The 20,854-nt window shown below is 39.4% G+C and carries 16 protein-coding genes; 4 read left to right on the top strand and 12 right to left on the bottom strand.

Translation table 11 applies throughout. The features are described from left to right. Positions 1-34 precede the first annotated feature (34 nt). Together HQQ94_RS09215 and HQQ94_RS09210 are read right to left on the bottom strand one after the other, a co-directional pair. On the bottom strand, positions 35-220 hold the full coding sequence (locus HQQ94_RS09215; RefSeq protein WP_254304031.1) for a Flp family type IVb pilin: 186 nt from the start codon (positions 218-220) through the stop codon (positions 35-37). Between the two features lie 29 nt (positions 221-249). Beyond that, the gene (locus HQQ94_RS09210; protein ID WP_173294134.1) at positions 250-4,824 is read right to left on the bottom strand and encodes a hypothetical protein; all 4,575 of its coding nucleotides are present in this window, start codon (positions 4,822-4,824) and stop codon (positions 250-252) included. Between the two features lie 198 nt (positions 4,825-5,022). Between HQQ94_RS09210 and HQQ94_RS09205 the strand changes: the two genes are divergently transcribed. After that, a complete protein-coding gene (locus HQQ94_RS09205; protein ID WP_173294133.1) occupies positions 5,023-7,077 on the top strand; it encodes a hypothetical protein in 2,055 nt (684 codons plus the stop codon). A gap of 54 nt (positions 7,078-7,131) precedes the next feature. Here the strand turns inward: HQQ94_RS09205 and HQQ94_RS09200 are convergent, their stop codons facing one another. The 9 genes from HQQ94_RS09200 to HQQ94_RS09160 all read right to left on the bottom strand — a co-directional run bounded on the left by HQQ94_RS09200 (position 7,132) and on the right by HQQ94_RS09160 (position 17,051). Then, on the bottom strand, positions 7,132-8,058 hold the full coding sequence (locus HQQ94_RS09200) for a M14 family metallocarboxypeptidase (RefSeq protein ID WP_173294132.1): 927 nt from the start codon (positions 8,056-8,058) through the stop codon (positions 7,132-7,134). A 160-nt stretch (positions 8,059-8,218) separates the two neighbouring features. After that, complete coding sequence (locus HQQ94_RS09195) at positions 8,219-9,247, bottom strand: lipid A deacylase LpxR family protein (RefSeq protein WP_173294131.1); 1,029 nt, start codon at positions 9,245-9,247, stop codon at positions 8,219-8,221. A gap of 232 nt (positions 9,248-9,479) precedes the next feature. After that, positions 9,480-10,055, bottom strand: coding sequence for a membrane integrity-associated transporter subunit PqiC (locus HQQ94_RS09190; protein ID WP_173294130.1), 576 nt, complete (start codon positions 10,053-10,055; stop codon positions 9,480-9,482). Between the two features lie 2 nt (positions 10,056-10,057). Then, positions 10,058-11,689, bottom strand: coding sequence for an intermembrane transport protein PqiB (gene pqiB, locus HQQ94_RS09185; RefSeq protein ID WP_217274021.1), 1,632 nt, complete (start codon positions 11,687-11,689; stop codon positions 10,058-10,060). After that, positions 11,686-12,975, bottom strand: a complete 1,290-nt coding sequence (locus HQQ94_RS09180) for a paraquat-inducible protein A (protein WP_217274020.1) — start codon at positions 12,973-12,975, stop codon at positions 11,686-11,688. The genes pqiB and HQQ94_RS09180 overlap by 4 nt, the downstream gene beginning before the upstream one ends. 193 nt (positions 12,976-13,168) lie before the next feature. Next, on the bottom strand, positions 13,169-13,861 hold the full coding sequence (locus HQQ94_RS09175; RefSeq protein ID WP_173294129.1) for a DUF3313 family protein: 693 nt from the start codon (positions 13,859-13,861) through the stop codon (positions 13,169-13,171). Between the two features lie 479 nt (positions 13,862-14,340). After that, on the bottom strand, positions 14,341-15,324 hold the full coding sequence (locus HQQ94_RS09170; RefSeq protein ID WP_173294128.1) for a hypothetical protein: 984 nt from the start codon (positions 15,322-15,324) through the stop codon (positions 14,341-14,343). Positions 15,325-15,575: 251 nt separating this feature from the next. Beyond that, positions 15,576-15,833: a hypothetical protein gene (locus HQQ94_RS09165; RefSeq protein WP_173294127.1), complete on the bottom strand. Its 258-nt coding sequence runs from the start codon at positions 15,831-15,833 to the stop codon at positions 15,576-15,578. A 480-nt stretch (positions 15,834-16,313) separates the two neighbouring features. Beyond that, complete coding sequence (locus tag HQQ94_RS09160) at positions 16,314-17,051, bottom strand: hypothetical protein (RefSeq protein WP_173294126.1); 738 nt, start codon at positions 17,049-17,051, stop codon at positions 16,314-16,316. A 412-nt stretch (positions 17,052-17,463) separates the two neighbouring features. On the opposite strand from HQQ94_RS09160, the gene HQQ94_RS09155 reads away from it, so the two are divergent. Together HQQ94_RS09155 and HQQ94_RS09150 are read left to right on the top strand one after the other, a co-directional pair. Then, the gene (locus tag HQQ94_RS09155) at positions 17,464-17,943 is read left to right on the top strand and encodes a DUF2947 domain-containing protein (RefSeq protein WP_173294125.1); all 480 of its coding nucleotides are present in this window, start codon (positions 17,464-17,466) and stop codon (positions 17,941-17,943) included. 42 nt (positions 17,944-17,985) lie between these two features. Continuing rightward, positions 17,986-18,546 (top strand): chalcone isomerase family protein, encoded by a 561-nt coding sequence (locus tag HQQ94_RS09150; protein ID WP_173296586.1) that lies wholly within the window; start codon positions 17,986-17,988, stop codon positions 18,544-18,546. A gap of 56 nt (positions 18,547-18,602) precedes the next feature. Here the strand turns inward: HQQ94_RS09150 and HQQ94_RS09145 are convergent, their stop codons facing one another. Beyond that, positions 18,603-19,565, bottom strand: coding sequence for a DUF6268 family outer membrane beta-barrel protein (locus HQQ94_RS09145; RefSeq protein WP_173294124.1), 963 nt, complete (start codon positions 19,563-19,565; stop codon positions 18,603-18,605). Positions 19,566-19,772: 207 nt separating this feature from the next. Between HQQ94_RS09145 and HQQ94_RS09140 the strand changes: the two genes are divergently transcribed. After that, a complete protein-coding gene (locus tag HQQ94_RS09140; RefSeq protein WP_254304178.1) occupies positions 19,773-20,852 on the top strand; it encodes an efflux RND transporter periplasmic adaptor subunit in 1,080 nt (359 codons plus the stop codon). Positions 20,853-20,854 lie beyond the last annotated feature (2 nt).

The following is a 20,854-nucleotide window of genomic DNA, read 5'->3' as shown; positions in this document are numbered from 1 at the left end:
AGACGGAACAAATCCACCTATTTAAAGATAAACGTTATTTTTCTTTATTCATGGTTTCCAGCTTGGTCACTATATTGCCATAGACATCATTAATCGCCTTAGTCAAAGTGCCCTCATCGCCCAAAAATTGGAACATGATAAGCGACATGGCCGCGGCTAATATGGCATATTCAATGGCAGCAGCGCCGCGCTGCTTTTTTTTCATCGTATTAATCATCATTGTATTCCTATGGTATTAATCCAGTTAAATTAATGTTCAACTTGCAGCTCGTTAATTGCGTGTAATCGATATAGGGATAGATTTCTAGCATCGACATTTTTAAGGCTTGAATCAAAATCAAAACATTTCATATTGTTGTTATGACTTAATTCAGATGACACATAACACTTTTTAGAATAATAATCACCGTTGTCATCCACTGTATTATCTGGAAATACTGACTCGTCTAAAGGGATCAGACTACCCAATAGGTTAAGATCGGGTATTTTCCATGTCGTCAAACCACACCTTGAATTAACGTTAAAGCCATTTACGATTGCATCAATCTGTGAAAACCGCTGAAATCTAGACCGATCGTTGAGAGAAAATAGCTGCCAAACACTGCCCGTTTCCTTGTCTCTGGCACACTTAGCCTCGTCCACTGAAGTCACTCGTGCACCATTGATGTCCATCAACTCATAGGGGGAATGTTCACTCACCAAACGGCTAAGCAAGACATTGTTCTCTTGGTTTTTAACCGCTTTATCAAACCACTTCTCCCTAGCATTAAGATGAGATGTTTTAAAACTATAAGCCTGCTGCTGAGCCGTATCATGATTCTCTTTATTCAGCCAATAGTAGAAATATTGTTGATCAGAAGATTGATTATACTCATCTTGTAATGCCAAATGATGAGGGAAAACACGGGTATTAATATGGTTATTATCAGTGTTTAAGGTCTTTATTTGGTTAAGGCTCGGCACTTGCCAATTATCGCGACCACAATAGTTTGCCTCATTGAGCCGTTTCACTAACCCAGTGGTGCCCATCACATTTTCTTCAGTATTGGTGCCATCATTAAAGGGCAAGTTATCTTTTCCTTCGGGTAAACCGTCTGTCAGTAAGCGCCAGATCCGAGCTAATCTTGCAGGCCTAATGTCCGATACACAGCGCCAACCTTGAGCGTAAGAAGTATTGCTCGGCAGATAATCACCATTAATATCTAACTTACGAAAATGAGTACCTACCTCAGATTCGTTCTCTTTAACATCGTAGCCATCATTCTTAGCCCGTACTAGAGCTTGCTGCGCAGTATTTTTAGCCGATATGATACCTGCGCTACGCTTAAGTGCGCTTAACCGCGCCGCCAAGCCATCTAACTCAATGAGCAAAGCATCACTGAGTGCGCCGGAATCCATCGCCTCGGTTAATATGCTATCAATGCTATCAAAACCGTTAAGGGTCTGTTCAAACGTATAAATAGCCTGATACAAGGCTAATGTTGCACTGTGTAATCCTTGGCCATTTACACTCGATAACGCGGCTAGTTTATGACTCACATCACTGCTGTGTTGGCTCAATATCAACATATACTCAAAAGGCTTTAAGCTATTAATCGAAGCCTGTAAACTTATGACAGTATTATTCATTGCCATTTTCTGGGTCTGCAGTTCAGTTAATAATAAGTCTAAATTTGCTAAAATCGAACTGTCAGTAGCAGGCCGATTTTTGTTAATCAAATCCACATAAAGTCGATAATTAATATAAGTTGTATTTAATTGCTCAACCAGTAATGACACTTGAGCATGTAACGTCTTCATATCCTGATTTATCTTATTAATCTTATTCAATCGCGGTTCAGGCTTTTTCATCTCCACAAGCAAATGGGCATTCAAGCGGCTTTCCTGACTCAATAACGCATTAACCCGAGTCATAGCCTTATCTTTGATGCGCAGTAATTGCGCCGTCACCTTATCGGTTTTATCTAATGTCCAGTAAGGGTAATAATTTACTTTCTGACCGTTCGTCATCCAGATAGCACCACTGTTATAAACGACATAATCTGTTGCTGACTTAGCCCAGAAGGATCCATGTCCTAAATACATAAGAATAGGTTCTTTCTTTCCAGCCTCAGCTGTCATTGCCATCACTAATGAATCGGGAGGCGCATCCCAACCTTGTAAGCCACATAAAGCATTTTGGTTAATTGACACTACATGATTAGCAAGCTCTACTTTATCGCTAAAACCTCTCTTTTCTCCCCAATAAATAGGCTCCCCTTCCCCTTTTTCATCAAACTGGGCCCAGCACTCTTTATTGTCAAAACCATATTTATTACTGTTATAAGAGGTCTCAGTAATCTCCGCCACGAGTCCTATCGCTTGCATAGGCACAAATTCCATAACCACAAAATCACCATTGGCACCACTTGCATCTAAGGTTTTACCGGCTAAATTTGTTTCTCCCTCCTTAGCATTAGCACGCACACGGATCAGCACCTGATCTTTATCATAAACCTGCGGGCCTATGTGTTGTGGGTTACTGTTTGCAGCAGCCCAACTCACTCCGCCATCATGGCTATATTCATAATGCACCGCCTCGGTAAAACCAGATACCCAGCCCCACTTAAGGCCATTGGTGATCTCAACACCACTGGCATTGACTATGACTGAGGTAGTGGGAGCCTCAGGCTGAGGCGGCATAACGGTATAAGCTTGCACATTAACGAGTGCTAAACTGGGTAAACGATCGGTTAATACCTCTCCCTTAACACGTACCTGCACCTCACCAACTTGATAGGTATTATCAACTGGCAACTGATGAGGGTTTGTTGTTACCGTGATCCAATCGTGATCAGGAGTCTTGATTTCATAATCTTGAGCAAACTCAAATCCGGTACTCCATTGCCAAGCAAATGTATCAAGAGTGTCGTCAGTAATAGGCGAGCTAGGCGCATCTGGAACAACAGGTTTTGACGTAAACGCAGCAAGTGATCGCAGTATTTCTCCAGCACCATGAACGCCTATCGTATTTTTCGTAACGCGTACATACACTTCACCTACAGCAAAATCACCATCGCCCACCACAGCAGGCTTAGTTATCGCATTGCCCCATGTTTGTCCTGCATTTGTGGATATTTCATAATGCTCTACTGCTACAAAACCTGCGGCATAGTCCCAGTCAAACGTATCATTAATGTCATCAACCAGCCCATTGTTCGCTGCTGCTGGTTTAGATTCATCTTGAGTGAATGCTGGTGAAATCACAGCCGTAATCCCCGCTTCCATGCCATTGCTTTCATTAAACGGTACACGAATTTTGATACTATTTGCGGGGTAAGACCTATTCCCCACAAACTCCGGATTCGTCTTAGCCTGACGCCAAATGCCATCCAAATAGACTTCATAATCTGATACTTGGGGAAACCCGGCTAATGGCTCCCAGCTAAAGCTGTCATACTCGTCATTCACTGACAGGATCATTGGCGCCACTGGACTAGCTGGCGTCACAGTAAATGGAGCAGTTGAAGATATCGGGTTTCCAGCAGGGGTATTATTCTCTATTTGCTCAACTAACCTAAGTTGTAAAGCCCCTGAATCAATGGCAATATCCTCAATAGGTTGAGGTTTAGCAGTGACCGTTAACCAACTCAGCCCCGCATTCAAAGAGTATTCATAAGCAGTAAAATCTATATATTCAGGCACAAACTGCCAATCGAAATTATTCGCTCGATCATTGACCGTTAAATTCGCAGGGGCTGAAGGGATAGGGACCTGAGTAAATGCCTTATGTGACACAAGAGGTAAGCCCGCTTGGCGCTTTCTGCTTTCATCTGCACGGATCCGCACTTGCACCGAACCGAGACTAAAGGCACCAGTGCCAACATAAAGGGGCATAGCAACAACATTTTGCCAGCTTTGACCGGTATCGAGAGAATATTCATAATCTTTTATGTCAGTGAAATGACCAACCCAACTCCAAGTAAATGTATCTGCATTGTCGTTAACCACACCTTGTTTAGGTGAGCTGGGGATAATGAACACTCGATTTGCTAATATTTCAGTACGTGACAATTTCATCGCGGATACATAATCTCGAACGATATCATTCATCGCCTCAGCATTACTCACCCCGACCAATTTATCCGTTCTATGTTTCAGCCCACCAAGATCCAACAAACTCAATTTGGCTCTGGTGCCTTGACGAGCAATCATTGTGCTTACTCCGTCCTTAATCGAAGTTTGCTCAGCTGCCTGCATAATTTTGGTTAACCCTTGAGCTAAAAGATGCAACTCTTTATCTAATATTTGTTGACCTGCAACATAATCTTTCATCAAGCTATCTGCATCAATCCCCAATAGGTTAGCTAAAACCTGTTTAGCAGTCTCAAAATCTGTTCCTCTTTGATCTGCAATGGTCATTATCAGACTAGTAAAGGGGGTTACCAATGCACCATCACTCGCAGGCGCTGATAAGACAAATGCCCTATCAAGCTTAGTATTCGGGTTATCCATGTCTATTGTCTGGTGAGGAATAGCCTCAACGATAATAGAATAACGCGCCAAGTTTTTACTTATAACCGGCAAGGTATATTCACCGCTCGATCCTGTCAGTACGTTGACTCCATCATCATTGTCACAATACAAATTTTGATTGAGATCAATACATACTTTGGCATCTTTTAAGTAACCATCTAATGCAACTCCGCTCAAAGAATGAGCCGCACTCACAGGATAACTCACCGATCCCAGCTTATTGTCAGGCTCCGAACCACCACAGGCGGCTAGAAAAGATGTTAGAACAAATATAATCATTAAAAATGATGGCTGACTTCTGAACACCATTAAATACATTCCTTGAACCAAGTTTTAATTAACCAAATAAACATTAACTTTACATTTTCACAAATAATAATGGGAATGAGATCTATTATCAATATCATTTGGACTTTTATTCTGTTAATTTACGTAACCATGACGATATCGACTACTTCCTAAGCAGTTGACGATCTTTTATTTCAATAAATAGCAATGTGAATTAATATGATTAAATGTTCAAAAATATCAAAGTTAGCAATGTTGGTCGCCAGTTGTCACTTCATAACGGCCTGTGGTGGCGGAGATGACGACATCAGTGTCCAAAATAAAGATCACTACGCCTACAAAGCACTTCCAGTTTGTCAGGATATTGATCTTGATGGGAAATGTGGTAGTTTCGAACAAAAAATAACAACATTAGAAAATGTGTCTGCAAGCAAAAGTGGGCCTTATTTGATCAATTCAAATGGCTTTTTTTTGACAGCCAACAGTGAAGCTAAACTTGTTAGCCCATTTACCACGTTAATCCAAAATGAGGTGTTATTTAACCCTCTAGTGTCGGGAAATTCAGATCAAGCAAAAGCCTATTTACAGAAGGTTTTCGGAGAAAAGTATCATCTTAATTTTGCAGAACTCGATACTATTCACGGTCCAGAAGATGCAACAGCACAATTAATATCCTCATTTCAATATGCCATTTCATTAACGGGTGATTCAAACTATTTAAAAATTGCCGCAGCCATAGATAAAATGGTGACACACACAACCTTCGATATACGAGAGCAACTCAGCCAAACAGATCTTGACAATAGTTTCGTTAATTTAAATAACCGCTATCTCCTATCGGGTTCCTACCCCCTTAGCTCGCTGATATTGCCCAAGTCAATCACCATGAATGAACATACAGGCCTGTTGTTAGCATTGACCTCTGATGACAAACTCCTTCAGGTTAATACGGCTACAGGCGCATACTCATCATTTCCGGCCTCGGCAACACAACCATCAACTCAACAAGCAGAACGGTTCCGGTACTTAGATGATGATCATGACGATGATCATGACGATGATCATGATGATGATAACGATTTGTGTCGATATGGTCTCTGCGATGATACGGGCAACACTCAAGTTACCTCCAATCTTACTTTTGCCGCTCAGGGGCTTGATAACACACAGGCCTATCTCATTTACCAACCAACAACCTATGGCGATAACTCAATAACCAATACCTGTAATGCCTCTGGAGATAATGGTATTTACTTGTCTGAAATAGGCAAAAACACTAAAATCGTTCCCGCTGAAAACGCAAATGACAATCGGACGATTGACACCTACAGCAGCGCATCTGGAGGTGGGCCAGTCGTGATAGAAAAGCCGATTCTTCCTGCATCTGAGGCAGAATGTCATAATAATCATATTAATTGGTTAACGCCTATTCATCATCACAATCGTGTCGCCGCTGTATTCACTAATGGCCCAGAAAAAATGGCAGAGCTGCAGCTATTGGACAGCAAAACGTTAATCCCAACCCAGCAAGTATACACCCTAAGTACCTCTACTCCTGGTCTGGTTCTCAACAAGCAAGGATCGGCATTGCTTGTCACTCAAGGGCATGATGGTCAAAGCATGATCTTAGACGCTAAGACTCTGCTCCCTAAACACACTATACCAAAATCAGATATTAATGATGCCAGCTTCGTCAATAATGATAGCGAGCTCTTGATAAGTGATGGAACTAAAACAATATCTTGGTTCGATATCAGCGCTCCATACCAGCCACTCGCCAGCTTGACCTTAGATAGCATTGTCAAGCGTGTGGTTTCAGATCCCGCAGGAGAATACAGTGCAGTACTCACCACGAGTCAACTCTATTTACTCAATAACACGCAGCGAAAAATCGTTAAATCTATGCGTTATGATAAGTCCTATCCATATGGAATGAGCATGCTCACAGATAAAATCATTATCTCTCGCTATGGAGCGATTGATCGCATTCAATTTACTAATTTGGTGGGATCATCGCTAAAAGTCGGTTATCAAATGATCTCTAGGGATCTTGTGACTCTTTGGTTAAATAACGCTAATCAAACCCTACAATCAACAACACTTGCTCATGTGTTAGGTGCCAACGGCGAAAGCGATACTGTTAGTATTCAATTTGACAATATTGATATTGAATGGTTACCTACTGATGCCACTACCGCTGCAGAAGTTCAACAAGTAAAACTGTCAGGTAACTACCGCGGCGAACGTGTGATCTTGTATAAGCAACTGCAATAAATCGCTAAAGTGCAGTCAAAAACCGCAGCAAAGCAACGGCGGTTTTCAATGTCACTATAGTCTTTTATCTTGAATAATAAAATCCAGACTACTGATGATCGCCTCGACTTGAGCAAGCACACAATTTTCATCATCAACTTGCATGCTATCAGGGTACACTTCAGTGGTGGTATTATAACAAGCATCAGTAAAGCCAGTACACAGACCCAAAGCCTTAGTCGCATAGTTGATCACCCCTTTTTGTGACAAAGGCACGCCGATCAATTTGCCATCCTTATCAGCTGGGGCAATATGAGTGATTTTTTCTACCGCCTTAATAATTGCACTTTGAAAAGCATCAGCTGGGTTATCACTGTCACCGACTAAGTAGAAGCCATCAGGAATATTCCAGTTTTGATGGATCACTGCATCCCTAGCTGCTAACGCTGGTCTGAACTCTGAGTTATCGGTATCTGTCGTTTCATGAAGATCAATATGAGCCATCAAATCAAGATTAAGCGATGCAACAACAGCCATCAGCCCTGCGGACTCTTCAGAAGGAGAATCGGCATAAAATGAGCGGTTAGGATCAACGGCATTAACATTCCAGCGGTTAATCGTTTCATAGCCCCAAGGACTGACACAAGGAACCACCACGAAATTAAATTTATCGTTATAGTCTAATATCTTGGTTTCTAAAAAGCGCAATGCTCCATGGACACCACTGGTCTCATAGCCGTGCACTCCACCAGTGATTAATATGGTGGGCTTACTCTTGTCCCAATCACAACTTTTCACCACTAAAAGAGGATATTTTTCGACATCATAAGAAAGGGCACCGTACTGTTCTATATCAAAATGAGTGTTAAGCGGCACGATTTTACTGACCACATCATTAAGATATGAACGTTTAATGGTCTGCATGCCACGCCATGCAAGTTTCTCTTGTTCTCCCCATTTTTGACCTTGAATACCAATGGAATATACATCTGACTGCGTCATATTTATTACCCTTGAATGATCATTTTTATTATTCGACTAATAACAAATCATATCAAGGCTAACAGGATAAACGCCACATTTCATTTAGGCTACCAACACACTCTTTGAGTTTTTTACCTTAACCTCTTTTAACAATCTTATTTTCGTGGCACATAAATATTTAATAAAAATAACTAATACTGGCTGCCGCGAAGTTTGTGTCATCCTTTTGCTCTTCAAATTGTTGACTGCCGTGTAATGTTGAAAACAGTAATCCCCAACTTCTCCAACGCATAGCAAAACCGACACTGAACAAACCTTGTTCATGAATTATATCGACGGAATGACTCGATTTGAAAGTATTGCCATCTAAGGTAATATCGTTAAAAACATAACGGCCATTGAAGGACAAAAATACTTGCCAGTTGAAAATTTGACTTGATATTAACGTATAGGGATTAGCACTATAAGAAGCCGTTGAGTTGACCATAGCAAAAGTGTCCCCTAAGCTAGTGCCCAATCTAAATATCAATGCGGCCCCAAGATCACTACTAAGATTACCAATACCTGCTTGCATATAAATACTGGTATCAACTGTGATGTTATCAGACAAGGGCAATACAATTAAACGCTGTAAATATTCAGAACCAATGCGCAATACAGGTTCATTGTTAATCTGATTATCCCAGCCATTGGCTTCTGTCGCTGAAATAATATCATGGGTAGCAGCTTGAATTTCCTCAGCAAGGGCTATTGGCCCCACAACCCCAAAATCAAACGTTAAACTCGTTGCTACACCCTCATTGAACTGGCGTAATTTAACTTGCCACAATAAAGCCCCAACATAAGGTCTATCATCAATAATCAATGATTCTTCTTCTATATCTGTTGGGGTAAACATCGCTTGCTGGAGAGAGTAACTTGCCATGTAGCGTCCCTCGACACCATGATTGATATAAGTCCAGTCACTAACATAACGCAACCAATCTGGGATGCTGATGTCTGCAAAACGTTCAACAGGAGCATTACCCCAAGCATAAGCAATACCATTAGTATAACCATCATCACTAGGTTCAATGACGCCAAAAGCATCATTTTCAAACGTAAATTCTCCCCAGCTTGTTGACGGCTTCAACGTATCAGCTGAAAATACATCCATTGATATGAATAAATAAACGACAAATGTTATAGCAGAAATAAATTTTCTCATACAAAGGTAACTATACACGCATAAGTTATAAGCAACATATTTATTAGCACCTATGAAGACCACTAATAATTACAACTAGTACAAAGGTATAGTTGAAGTGGTCAAGTAATATTTACCACTTCATGTAACAAGGATAAGAAGATAAATTAGTGATGCCTAAATCTAGCCTCCATCTTACCTAAATTTAAACACATAAACTCAATATGTAACCACCTACTCACCCAAAGCAATTTTATTGAGCTGTTACTAATAATAATTCTTTAGCTATTTCGTCTGTAAGTTGCTCAACTCCCTTTGAAAGTGCGTCAACTAAAGCTGGGTAGCCTTCTTCCTTAAGCGGCACTGATAGGTTAAAAGAATGTATCATCGATATTTCACGTTGTTTATCTACCATTATCCACTCGCCAGCTACCTCAGCATTCCCTTCATAGGAACCATTAAACTTTTGTAATTGTACTTCAAGCAGTGGCTGGGAGTTAAGATCGACAATAGAACTCAATTGTACTGGCCAGTAATCTGCCTGTTTAGCTCTGAGGCCAAGAATCAGACGTTGCGTCAATTGTGCTGAGATATCCTGAGCCCACAAATTATATTTTGCCAGTTCAACCTGCATAGGACTGGTTCTGTAAACAAGTCCTGATTGCTCTAGATATTTGGCTAGCTTAACCGGAGCAACGATGATATGAGGAGCATCTTGACTAACAATAGACTTAGTTAAAGGTGCAAGCAGTAAGTATCTCTGGCTCTCGTGACTTCCGCTACTGCAGCCAATCATAAATACAATGACAAAAAACAGATACTTTTTCATTATTATTTCCCTTTCACTGGAACAGGATCATTGGTTTTATCTTCACCAAATAGTAGTGAATTGGGTTTCTCGTTGATTTGGCGAAGTACAGGTTTAAACTCCATCATCACCTGTTCAAATTGCCCCAAAGCAATTTCCAATTCCTGATAGATTTTAGAATCAGGACCATAGCCTCCAAGTATCTGTTGGATCTGAATTAAGCTTTTACGGATATCCGCAGGTAGCTCTTTCGTATCTTTATGTGCAAGCAATTCGTCGATAGTTTCAGCTACACGTTCTGAAGTCTTTAAGGTCGTATTAAGTGAGCTGATAGTGTCATCCAAAGGAAGCTTATTAAGCTTTTTAAGAAAGTCAGTTATTTGCATCTGAATAGCTGAGAAACCTCCTTTTTTAGTCGGATATACGTCATAACCTTCAAACTTATTCGACCCTTTGTATTGCGGTTCATCTGCATAATAGTCAGTGTCAATATATAATGCACCAGTCAACAAGTTACCCGTTTTAAGTGTTCCACGTAAACCGCTGGCAAAATCATTATGCAGTTTATTTTTAATCTCTCTTACAGAAGATGGCTCTAAATTTTCGTACAGGCGATCAAGTTCAACCCGTATAAGCACTGGGATCTGTTTAGCGGTAAGACTAGTATCATTATTGGAGGGCATCTGCAGTGGCACTTTCATTACGGTACCTATTCGAAGACCACGGTATTCAACTGGTGCTTTGGCCTTTAGCCCCCTTACTGATTCATCAAATAACATAACAAACTCAATATAATCATCATGCATGCTTTCGCGCACCTCTCTTTGAGAATCAAACAGTGGGAAGCTACGCATATCTTCTGTGACACGACGACCATCATCTGAATTTCTTTGTACTCCAAATGTCACTCCACCACTAATGAGACTTTCTATTGAGCCTAATTCAACATCGAATCCTTCGGCGTTGAGTCGTACATTCACACCTGACAATAACCAGAAATAAGTGCTATTTCGAACAAGGTTATCGTATGGTTCGAAAATGAACAGCTGATAAGTCGTTTTTTGTTTTCCAATATCAAAGTTGGTTTTTTCGACACGACCAACAGTGAAACCTTTATAGATAATTGGATCGCCAACACCAAGCTTTCCAGCCTCTTCATGAGTAAGTAAAATACGTAGACCTTTAGTATCTGGTGGTGCCACAGGAGGGACATCTAATATGTCAAAGTCGAGCTTCAGTACATTAGACTTCCCCGGTTGTAATTCAATATATGAGCCAGATAATAATGTTTCGAGACCAGATACCCCACCTTTGCCAATACGAGGCTTAACGATCCAGAACTGAGAATCATCCTTCAGCATACGTTCGGCATCGTTATTCATGCGAGCTTTGATGATTATGTAATCATAGTCTTGACTCAACTTAATATCTGTAATGACGCCCACTTTAACGTTTAATGATTTTATCTCGGTTTTACCCACCTCAATTCCCTCTGCGGTTGACACCTTAAGGGTTATTTCTGGTCCTGTAGCACTTATCTGCTGATAGAGCATCCAGCCTCCGATCACAAAAGCGAGGATAGGAATAATCCAGATGACAGAAATCTGTTGCTGGTTATATACTTCCGCTTGAATATTTTTCTCATCTCTTATCATTTGTTTTCTCTACTATTCCAAAGTAATCTCGGATCGAAACTCACTGCTGAAAACATAGTTAAGATAACGACAGCGGCAAAATATAGAGCCGCAGGACCAGGATAAATTTCCATTAGGTTATTCAGCTGTACCAGTGCGACCAGTATGGCGATAACAAAAATATCAATCATAGACCAGCGTCCAATAAATTCTGCAACACGATAAACCTTGAGTCGTAACATACTTTCTTCAAGAGGAAGCTCAGGCATTTTTCTCACGTTGTAATAAAGCCAACCTAAGGTAAACATTTTGGCGATAGGAATAAATACACTAGCGAAAAATATGATCGCTGCAATAGGATAAGATCCCATACTCCATAGCAACAACACTCCTTCAATGATGGTCGAACCTTCACTCTCTCCTAAGCTAACTGTGTACATAATAGGACACAGGTTAGCTGGAATATAAAAAGTCGCTGAGGCGATGAGTAACGCCCACGAATGTTGAATATTTTTATGTGGAACATAATTGTTAAGTTGACTGTTGCAACGTATGCAATAACTATGGTTTCGTGCTGACATAGGATTAATCTGGTGACAAACATGGCAGCTAAGATGATTACGAGAATGATGCGTATCTCCAGCTTTCACACCTTCAATTTGCCTTATTGGGATAAACTGATCCCACAGCCAACGCTTATCTACCATAGAAATACATTTAACAACTAAAACAGTGTACACACAAAACGCCCAAAACGAACTGCCCATATTAATATCAGCCAACGAAGCAATTTTAATTAAGCTCACAAGAACACCAATCAAAAACACATCGACCATTAGCCATGGCTCAACAGCGAAAATGATCCGGCATAGTAATTTCACCCTAGTATTCTGTTGACTGGTCAGCACATGATTCTGATACTTTCCTGCTTTTATATGTAAGTATAAAATAGCGGAAACATATATAGTGGGTAGTACAATTACTGTACCAAGAAGAAGTAACGCTAGCGAAGCATTTTCAAAGTATTTCAACATTCCTGCTACTTGAAGCAGAGTGATCTCCTGTGACAGTTCGCCAATACTGAAAGACATAAAAGGAAAAGACACACTGAGCATAAGCGCTAAAAGGCAAGCAATTGCATAAGCCACGGGCCTCTGGTACGGCTGATTAACAACGCTAGTTAATTGATGACCACATCGAGGACAACATGCTTTCTGACCTCCAACAACATCAGGAATTGCAACAACTAAACCGCATTCTTCACATGAAATCAGAGGCTGTGATTCATTCACAATGCCTTTTATCAAAAATACTTCCTCTTTAATACAGCTTAGTAAATAATAATTAAATACAAGATATTAATTTTTCAGATCACATTCACCGTTAATACCACTGTTCAACATGTTAACCCCTCATCTTAAAATAATTTAAGGTATATTCCCCCGTATGAATACATTACAACCAAAGTTCATTTACTAGGCGGTAAAAATATATAAATCATTATTCCGCATTATTTTGCTTCACTTCATGGGCTGCTGACTCAATAAACATTCTTGTATCATTCACGAAGTTATCAACATCTTTACGTATTTGCTCATAATTTAAATGACTTTCATCATTTTCAAGTGCTGCCGGTGCGATAATGGCAGACACTCTTCCCGCAAGTCGCTCTGAGGTCACACTATCTACTATGTGTACTTCTATTATAATCCGCGCCGTTTTATCTCGTGTCCCTGCCGCCATTTTGATAGAGCCAATAACAGCCCCTACAGGCGTCATTTCTGTGAGTGCTAAATCTCTTGCTTCAGTTGTTGCTCGACTAATTCTAATATTGATTCTAGCCACATGAGGCCCTGCTTTATCAACCACAGTCATAGGTATCGATATATTTTTCCGTAATTGATCTGTGATTACATTCGCAAGATTATCTAATACTGATTTGGGAATTTGTTTGTCCTGAGTTAAATCTTGCTTGAGTTCAACCTTAGGCACCATTAATGCCGTATAATCATGAGGTTTTATTGTGTTAGACACCCACTGAACACCGACTCTGTCATCGTCATAGTCAACTTCATGTAACAATGTATTGTCTGGCATATCCGTCGCAGCAATCTCCTCATCTGTGGGCCTTAAACTCGAACACCCCGCCAATGTAACAAGGAGAAGAGATAAATAAGTGACCTGAATATTCATATTAATTTGTCCAATAAAAATGCTAAAAGCAGGCTTTTCCTGCTCATTATTTAGACTTCAATGTTGTTTTTATAAAAAATGAAGTGCAAAAATAAAAGTAAAAACCATTTTATAACGTATGTCAAATGCCCCGCATAGACAAATAGCTGATTTAGTGAATAGTAACGATCCCTGACCATATAAAAATAAATTAAATATAATCAATATATAAAATCGCCTCAAATCACTTTTATCTATTAAGTCATTATACTAGCCCATACTAAAATGAGCTTAACTACAGCTTTTATCCAACACTTCCCTTACAAAAACCTTAACTATACTCGTTCCATCAGAGAAAGAGCTTTCTCAACATCACAGCCCTATTAAGCTACCCTATTAAGCTACCCTATTAGGCAGCTCAAACGAGTATATTAAATTGTGTCATTGCTTGAATGAAAGACCTACCCTTTATATAAGGTTCAATAAAGTAATATTTTGTACTACTTTTCTCCTTTAATACCAGCGAAGGTCACGACTACATCGGCTGTGGTTTTATCGATAAACGACGCAATCTCATTGATGGCAAGAATCTGTTCGACATTCTCAAGGTTCTCTACCTCAAATATAAGCGTCCCATCCACTCCCTCACTGTTAAATTGGCGTATTCTACTCCCATCATCAAGTTCATAGAATGATTGTCCAACTAATCGACCTCCATAGGCCAGTGTTGCACGTCCATCAAGCGCTAATGTATCTCGTATTTTATAGTACATTTGCTCAATTTCACTCACTTTGGTATTTGGCATCGAATATTGAATAACCAGCACTTTGCCCTGTATCTGGGCAGGAAATATTGGATGATTTGTGTCTTCACAGCCAACAATACATCGATGGAGTCCAAAACTATAATTCTCGGCCACAGCTGCTTCCTTAACAGGGGCAGCTTTAAGAAGTGTTTCAGAACCTGTTAATTTAATGAACGATTCAGCCGAATGGTATAGTACCACTGCTAGCGTATCGTGATCAGGTAATGGCGCCTCACCCATCCTAATACTCTGCGCACCTTCGCGAGAAAAAACCAAACGAGAGTATTTAAAAGCCAATGGACCAACGATAGCATCGTACTGTGTCGACAGCATCTGTTTATCTTTAGTCGTCCACCAATTGATTGCTGCAAGCGGCCCTTCAATAGATGAGCAACCATCTATCGCTATGACTCCTGTAGCGCGAATGACACCATGTCCTTTTAACGTTCGAGTCTCAACAGGGCGATCACTGATATCATCAATGTATTCAGAGGGAGCACTAGCACACGATTCAACATTCCCATCGACAACCTTTACAGATGCACCTTTATTTATTCCAATTCCTTTACTTTCAGTATATTCGGTACTGCATGAAGGGATCACTACCAGTGTAATAATAAGTCCAAACATATTTTTTATACGCTTAAAACCTGAGTTTTTAAATTTTACCATAGCCATTAATAGACTCCTTTTTTAACGTGGATAATCAAACAAACATTGGAAGTGGAAGTAAAAGTAACACTGAACATTACTTTTACTTTTCACAATGATGTTAATCATTTAGACGGTATGAGTGCTAGCAATGCAGGACTCGCATACCTTCTGTTTCTTTAAGATGGTTAATACTAAATTATGTGACAGTACTCCCTGCATTTTTTGCTCTTCATTTAACGATAAAAGCCTTAACACATGACTTAAGTTGCACTAAATTAGTCATTAACCTTTTTCTTAACACTTTTTTTGATTGGTTTTTTAGTACTTTTTTTCACGCTTTTTTTTACCGGATTCTTGGTGCTTTTCTTAACACTTTTCTTTACGGGGTGCTTAACCGTCTCTTTAATAACTGTTTTTTTAACAACTTTTTTTACTGGTTCATTAATTACATTTGCATTAACATCATAAGTAATTGATGAAGTAGATAAAACGAGAAATATAACGGTTGGGATCACATTTTTATTGATTGTCATTATTAACCTCACATGTATTTATATGAATAAGTGCTTTAATTAGCCGAATAAGTTTCAGCCAATTCATACTAGCAGTATAGATCATTCGTTTATGATTATATGTAAATAAATTATAATAAATATATTTATATTTATATTTATATTTATATAACAATTTCATATGACCACCACTTAATTCAACCGTTAAACAAACATAAGTAATACGACATGCTAATATAATAATAAGTAAATACTAGATTCCAGCATCACTTCACAATTAAATTATTAGACTAAACGAGTATATTAAATTTTATTATTACTTGAATAAAAGACCTATCCTGTAGACAAGTATTCCTGATCAAGCACGACTGGGCATCTGACTTTTCATCAGTTAGATGAGATCAGAATGCCCTTATGTAGTCCCTAAGTAGATAAGCAAATTAACTATACCTCTAAATATCTAGAGGAAAATAGAAAGAGCCGGAATATTTATCTTTTAATTTATAATAAGTTTATCGCTTTAGTCTTCGGCATGGTTGCATTCAATAAACGTACAACATCGTCATATTCTACATACCCACGATCTTCACCACCCAAGTATTTAAAAATAAGTCCAGCTTCAATGCCTCCTGCACTGCTGATCTCAACGTTTTGCTCAGCACAAATATCTAATTTAACTTCCATAATATCATTCTGGTCTAAACGGCCCTGAGGATCGGCTTTAGCCAGTAATTTATCTAAGGTATTACTACGAGTCACATCATTGACTTCTGTATCGCCATAGCTAAATGTGAAACCACATTCATGAGCAACACCTCTGGCTTTATGTAAATTGGTAATATTAACATGGCCAATTTGAGCCTTACCGTAATAGACGTCAGACGGATACGTTAACTGTCCAGCCGAAACTAAAGTGGCAACAGTACCACAGCCGAGAATACCACAGCCAAACTCTTTTGCTTTTGTGGTGAAGTCAATCAGTCCTACCATAATATCACTATTATTTTCAGGATGTTCAGAATCAAACAGACCAGCCCTTTCTAACATACGTATGAATGGACATAATACCGCTTTATTTTCTGTCCTTTCGCTATCTGCTGCAATACTCGGATAGGCTGCTATAAGTTCTTCACTTGTTAATGCTCGGCTTGTTAATTCAGCACTTGTTAATGCTTCATTGGCTTGTGAGACACACAATAACTGAAAAATCATTAGAAATAGTAAAATTGCTTTATTCATTTTATTTTGTCCTGTAAATTATATGACGGTCGATACCACTCAATATCACAACAATTATAACATTAAACAAACAACCCTTACTATCAAATACTTAACGACGGTAAATTGGAAAGCGTAGGAATAATAATGGACGCCTAAAGAGTGAGGCTACAGTCAAATATTGGTAACATATCCCCTAGCAACGAGAAAAAATGGGTCAATAGAAGGGGGAAATGTTACGCTAGCACCAAGCCAAACACATGATGTTGAGCCACTCCCAACTTTGGTTAAGTACATGACACCAGTAAAAGGCAGATAAATAAACAATAAGCGTTAATCTGGCGAAAATGATTAACTGATGCCGTTTCCTTTGTTGCTTGGCAATCCGTATAATCATGGTCGAATAACAACAGTATCCCAATAGCGAGGCCCTGTGTCACATACCTATATTCCGCTTGAACAATATAAACGTAAATGGATCTTTAACCATAAAGATCTACCCGTTACCGAAGAAGATAAAGCATTAATAAAACCGTTAGATCAAAAAAGTTCCATGCTGATTTGGAATAAGTGGATCAGTAATCGGAGTAGCCATTCGGAACAATTCACTAAAGGTGATTGGGCTGCTAAAGACGATGCGTGGATCGGTAGCCATGATTGGCAAGCAGCTTGGGATAGTGAAAACCCAGCATTACCAGACATGTTTGCCGATTTTTTTGATTGGAAAAATGACCTAACTGTTTACTTTTGCTATGAAAAGTATCAAGTTATAGAAACTCAGTGGGATGTGTTTATTCGTAATTGGAAATGTTTTCTATTTTTCGATGATGGTCCATTGCTCATTTCACCGAAACAAAAGCAAACCGCCTTTATACATCAAAACGGTCAATTTCAGCTAGGTCAACGCGGCTAAATATATTTATATAAACAAATAAGAGGTTATACGATGTCCCTCATTGATACACTATCAACATTAACACTAGCGGGTTCATTATTACTTACTGCTAATGTGCACGCCATCGAAGTCTCTGGGGTTCAAATCCCCGAAACAATAACCTTATCTCAGCAAGATTTTCAATTAAATGGAGCGGGGGTTCGTAGTAAATTTTTTATCGATTTATATATCGGTAGCTTATACCTGACCACGAGAAACTCAGATGCTGTAAGCATTATCGATGCTGAAAAATCTGTGATCCGCTTAAACATAACATCAGGCATGATCACTGCTGATAAGATGCGAGATGCCATTAGGGAAGGATTTGATGATGCTACAGAAGGTGATATGACCCTAATCCAACCTGAAATAAATATCTTTATGGCACTATTTAATGAAGAAATTAAAGAAAGTGATCAATTTACGTTGTTCACAAGCAAAACTTCAGGGGTGACGGCCTATAAGAATGGTACTGCACAAGCAACCATTAAAGGGGAAAATTTCAGACAAGCACTGCTAAAAATTTGGTTAGGCGATGAACCTGCTCAAAATAGTCTGAAAAGAAGCATGCTAGGACAATAAATTCAAGAGTGATTCAAAGGGGAATAAACAGGTGTTTACCCCTCTTTTTGCTTTTCTTAAAAGCGGTATTCTGCCACTAGTGCTAATGCACCTTGACCATCTATACTCTCAATCTGTACTTGCGGCGTATTAAGCTCAAGTTCACCATCAGAATAATACCCAGTGTAGCCTGTTAATCGTATCGATTCTGATATGCTCCACGTTGCTCTCAAAAAGCTTACAAATTCATTCACTTCAACTGTCGTATCATCACCTTCAAGTAAGAATCTTTGAGTACGTCTTGCGCCTCCAAAACCAAAATCAATATTTGAATTCATTCGATAACTCAGCTCTAAACCTGCAGAGCCGGTAAAACCTGCATCAAAAGGATTACCTAGTCTCCACGATGGGCTAATTTGCCAACTAATAATTGGGTATGGCATTATTCTAACATCGGAAATGTCATTAAGGTAAGCAACTCCAACACCGAATAAGCTCCCATGTTCAAATCGATACATACCAGAAACAACTATCCCATAGCTAGCGGCATCGTTCGATGAAGCTGTGTCAACATAAGCAAATTGCACTTGAGGGGCTAGCATAAACATCCACTGTTCATCCATGCGATAGCTCAGCGAGATCCCTGCTTTATAGCGATGCACTTTTTGCCAACCATTATACGTACCACCAAATAGTGAGCTATCGTTTTGTTGCCAATCATAATTCAACTCACCATACCCTAAATTGAAGCCTAACGACCATTGCGGTGCCAAAACCACACGAGCTTTAGCATCAAACTGCAATGAATCCCTTTGTAGTGACTGTTCACCATCACCAATATCGGCTTCTTCTGAACCAATGGTTGAAACAGATAAACTAAAAGGGAGTGAGCCTGTCTTAGCTGCCCCGATCGCTGCAGAGGAATAACACTGAGAAATGAAAGATGTAACCAATAATAATGATGTTGTAAATAGAGGACGACGGATCATGCTAACTCCTTTAGCGATAATTGATAGCTTATTACTCTTGGCTTTACTCACGATTTATCCTATTAAAAATAAGATAGCCCTTAATAATATACAACAAAAAACTATCAAAGTTAGCCACTAAAGTAGTGTAGACAGTCTCGTTCTTTAGAAATACACTATACTATAAAAATTAACAATAATAATACTGGAAATCAACTAAGGCAACATATCAGGATGAGAATTTTAAGCCATATTTTCCAGAATAAAACGTTCATAGGTATGCTGTTGCTTCTTTCTCTGAGTGGGTGTCAGCAGGAAGTTAATACTCACAGTAAGCAAGTTAAATTTCAAACGGTTACGACTGACACCTTAGTCCCATCACTCTCCTATCAAGATACATTACAATTTACAGGTACTATCCGGGCTGGAAACACCACAGGAATTGGCTTTGAACTAGCCGGAAAACTTAAAAGCATCACTGCTGACAGTGGCGATAGAGTAGAAAAAGGCAAATTACTGGCACAATTAGACACTCGTCTATTAGAGGCTAAAAGACAAGAAATAGATGCCAGTTTGTCACAAAATAATGCCGATCTGAATCTCGCTAAAAGTACCCTAAATCGTAGCCTAGAATTACAACTGAAAGGTTACATTTCAGAGCAGCAACTTGATGAACTAAAAAGACAACTCAACAGCCTACTTGCGGCGAAAAATAAGCTCCTTGCATCAAAGCACGCTAATGCACTGAGAATTGAAAAATCCTCTCTTTTTGCACCTTTTGATGGCATTATCAGCCGAAGACATAATAATCTGGGCGCAGTCGTAGCATTAGGAATGCCAATATTTACCTTAGTACAAAATAAAAATCCCCAAGCGTTCATCGGTGTCCCAGTAAAATTTGCTCAACAGCTCAAGGCCAAACAAAATGTGTCATTAAAAGTGGGGGATAAGAAATACTTAGCCCAAATAGCTGGCATAGGAGCGGAAGTTAATCCTATTACACGGACGGTACCATTAAGATTATCACTGCCCATTGATGCACAAGTGATAAACGGTGAGTTAGCCCATTTAGTTTATAAAACACACATCCAGAAAACCGGTTATTGGGTACCCATTTCCGCACTCACCGATGGTATACGCGGACTATGGAACCTCTATGTGATAATCCCCACGAATCCTTCAGATTTAGACAACACCTTTAATATTGAGCGCCGTGATATTGAGATTATTTACACCAAAGGTGAGTTAGCCTATATCCAAGGTGCAATAAGCATTAATGAGGATTATGTCAGTCAAGGATTGCATAAACTCGTTGTTGGCCAACAGGTCAAACGCAATACTACCGTAGCAGCTAGGTAGCT

It is taken from the genome of Shewanella sp. VB17 (assembly GCF_013248905.1).
Lineage (GTDB): Bacteria > Pseudomonadota > Gammaproteobacteria > Enterobacterales > Shewanellaceae > Shewanella.
Note: the sequence above shows the minus strand (reverse complement) of the source record. Positions and strands in the feature narration are given on the sequence as shown.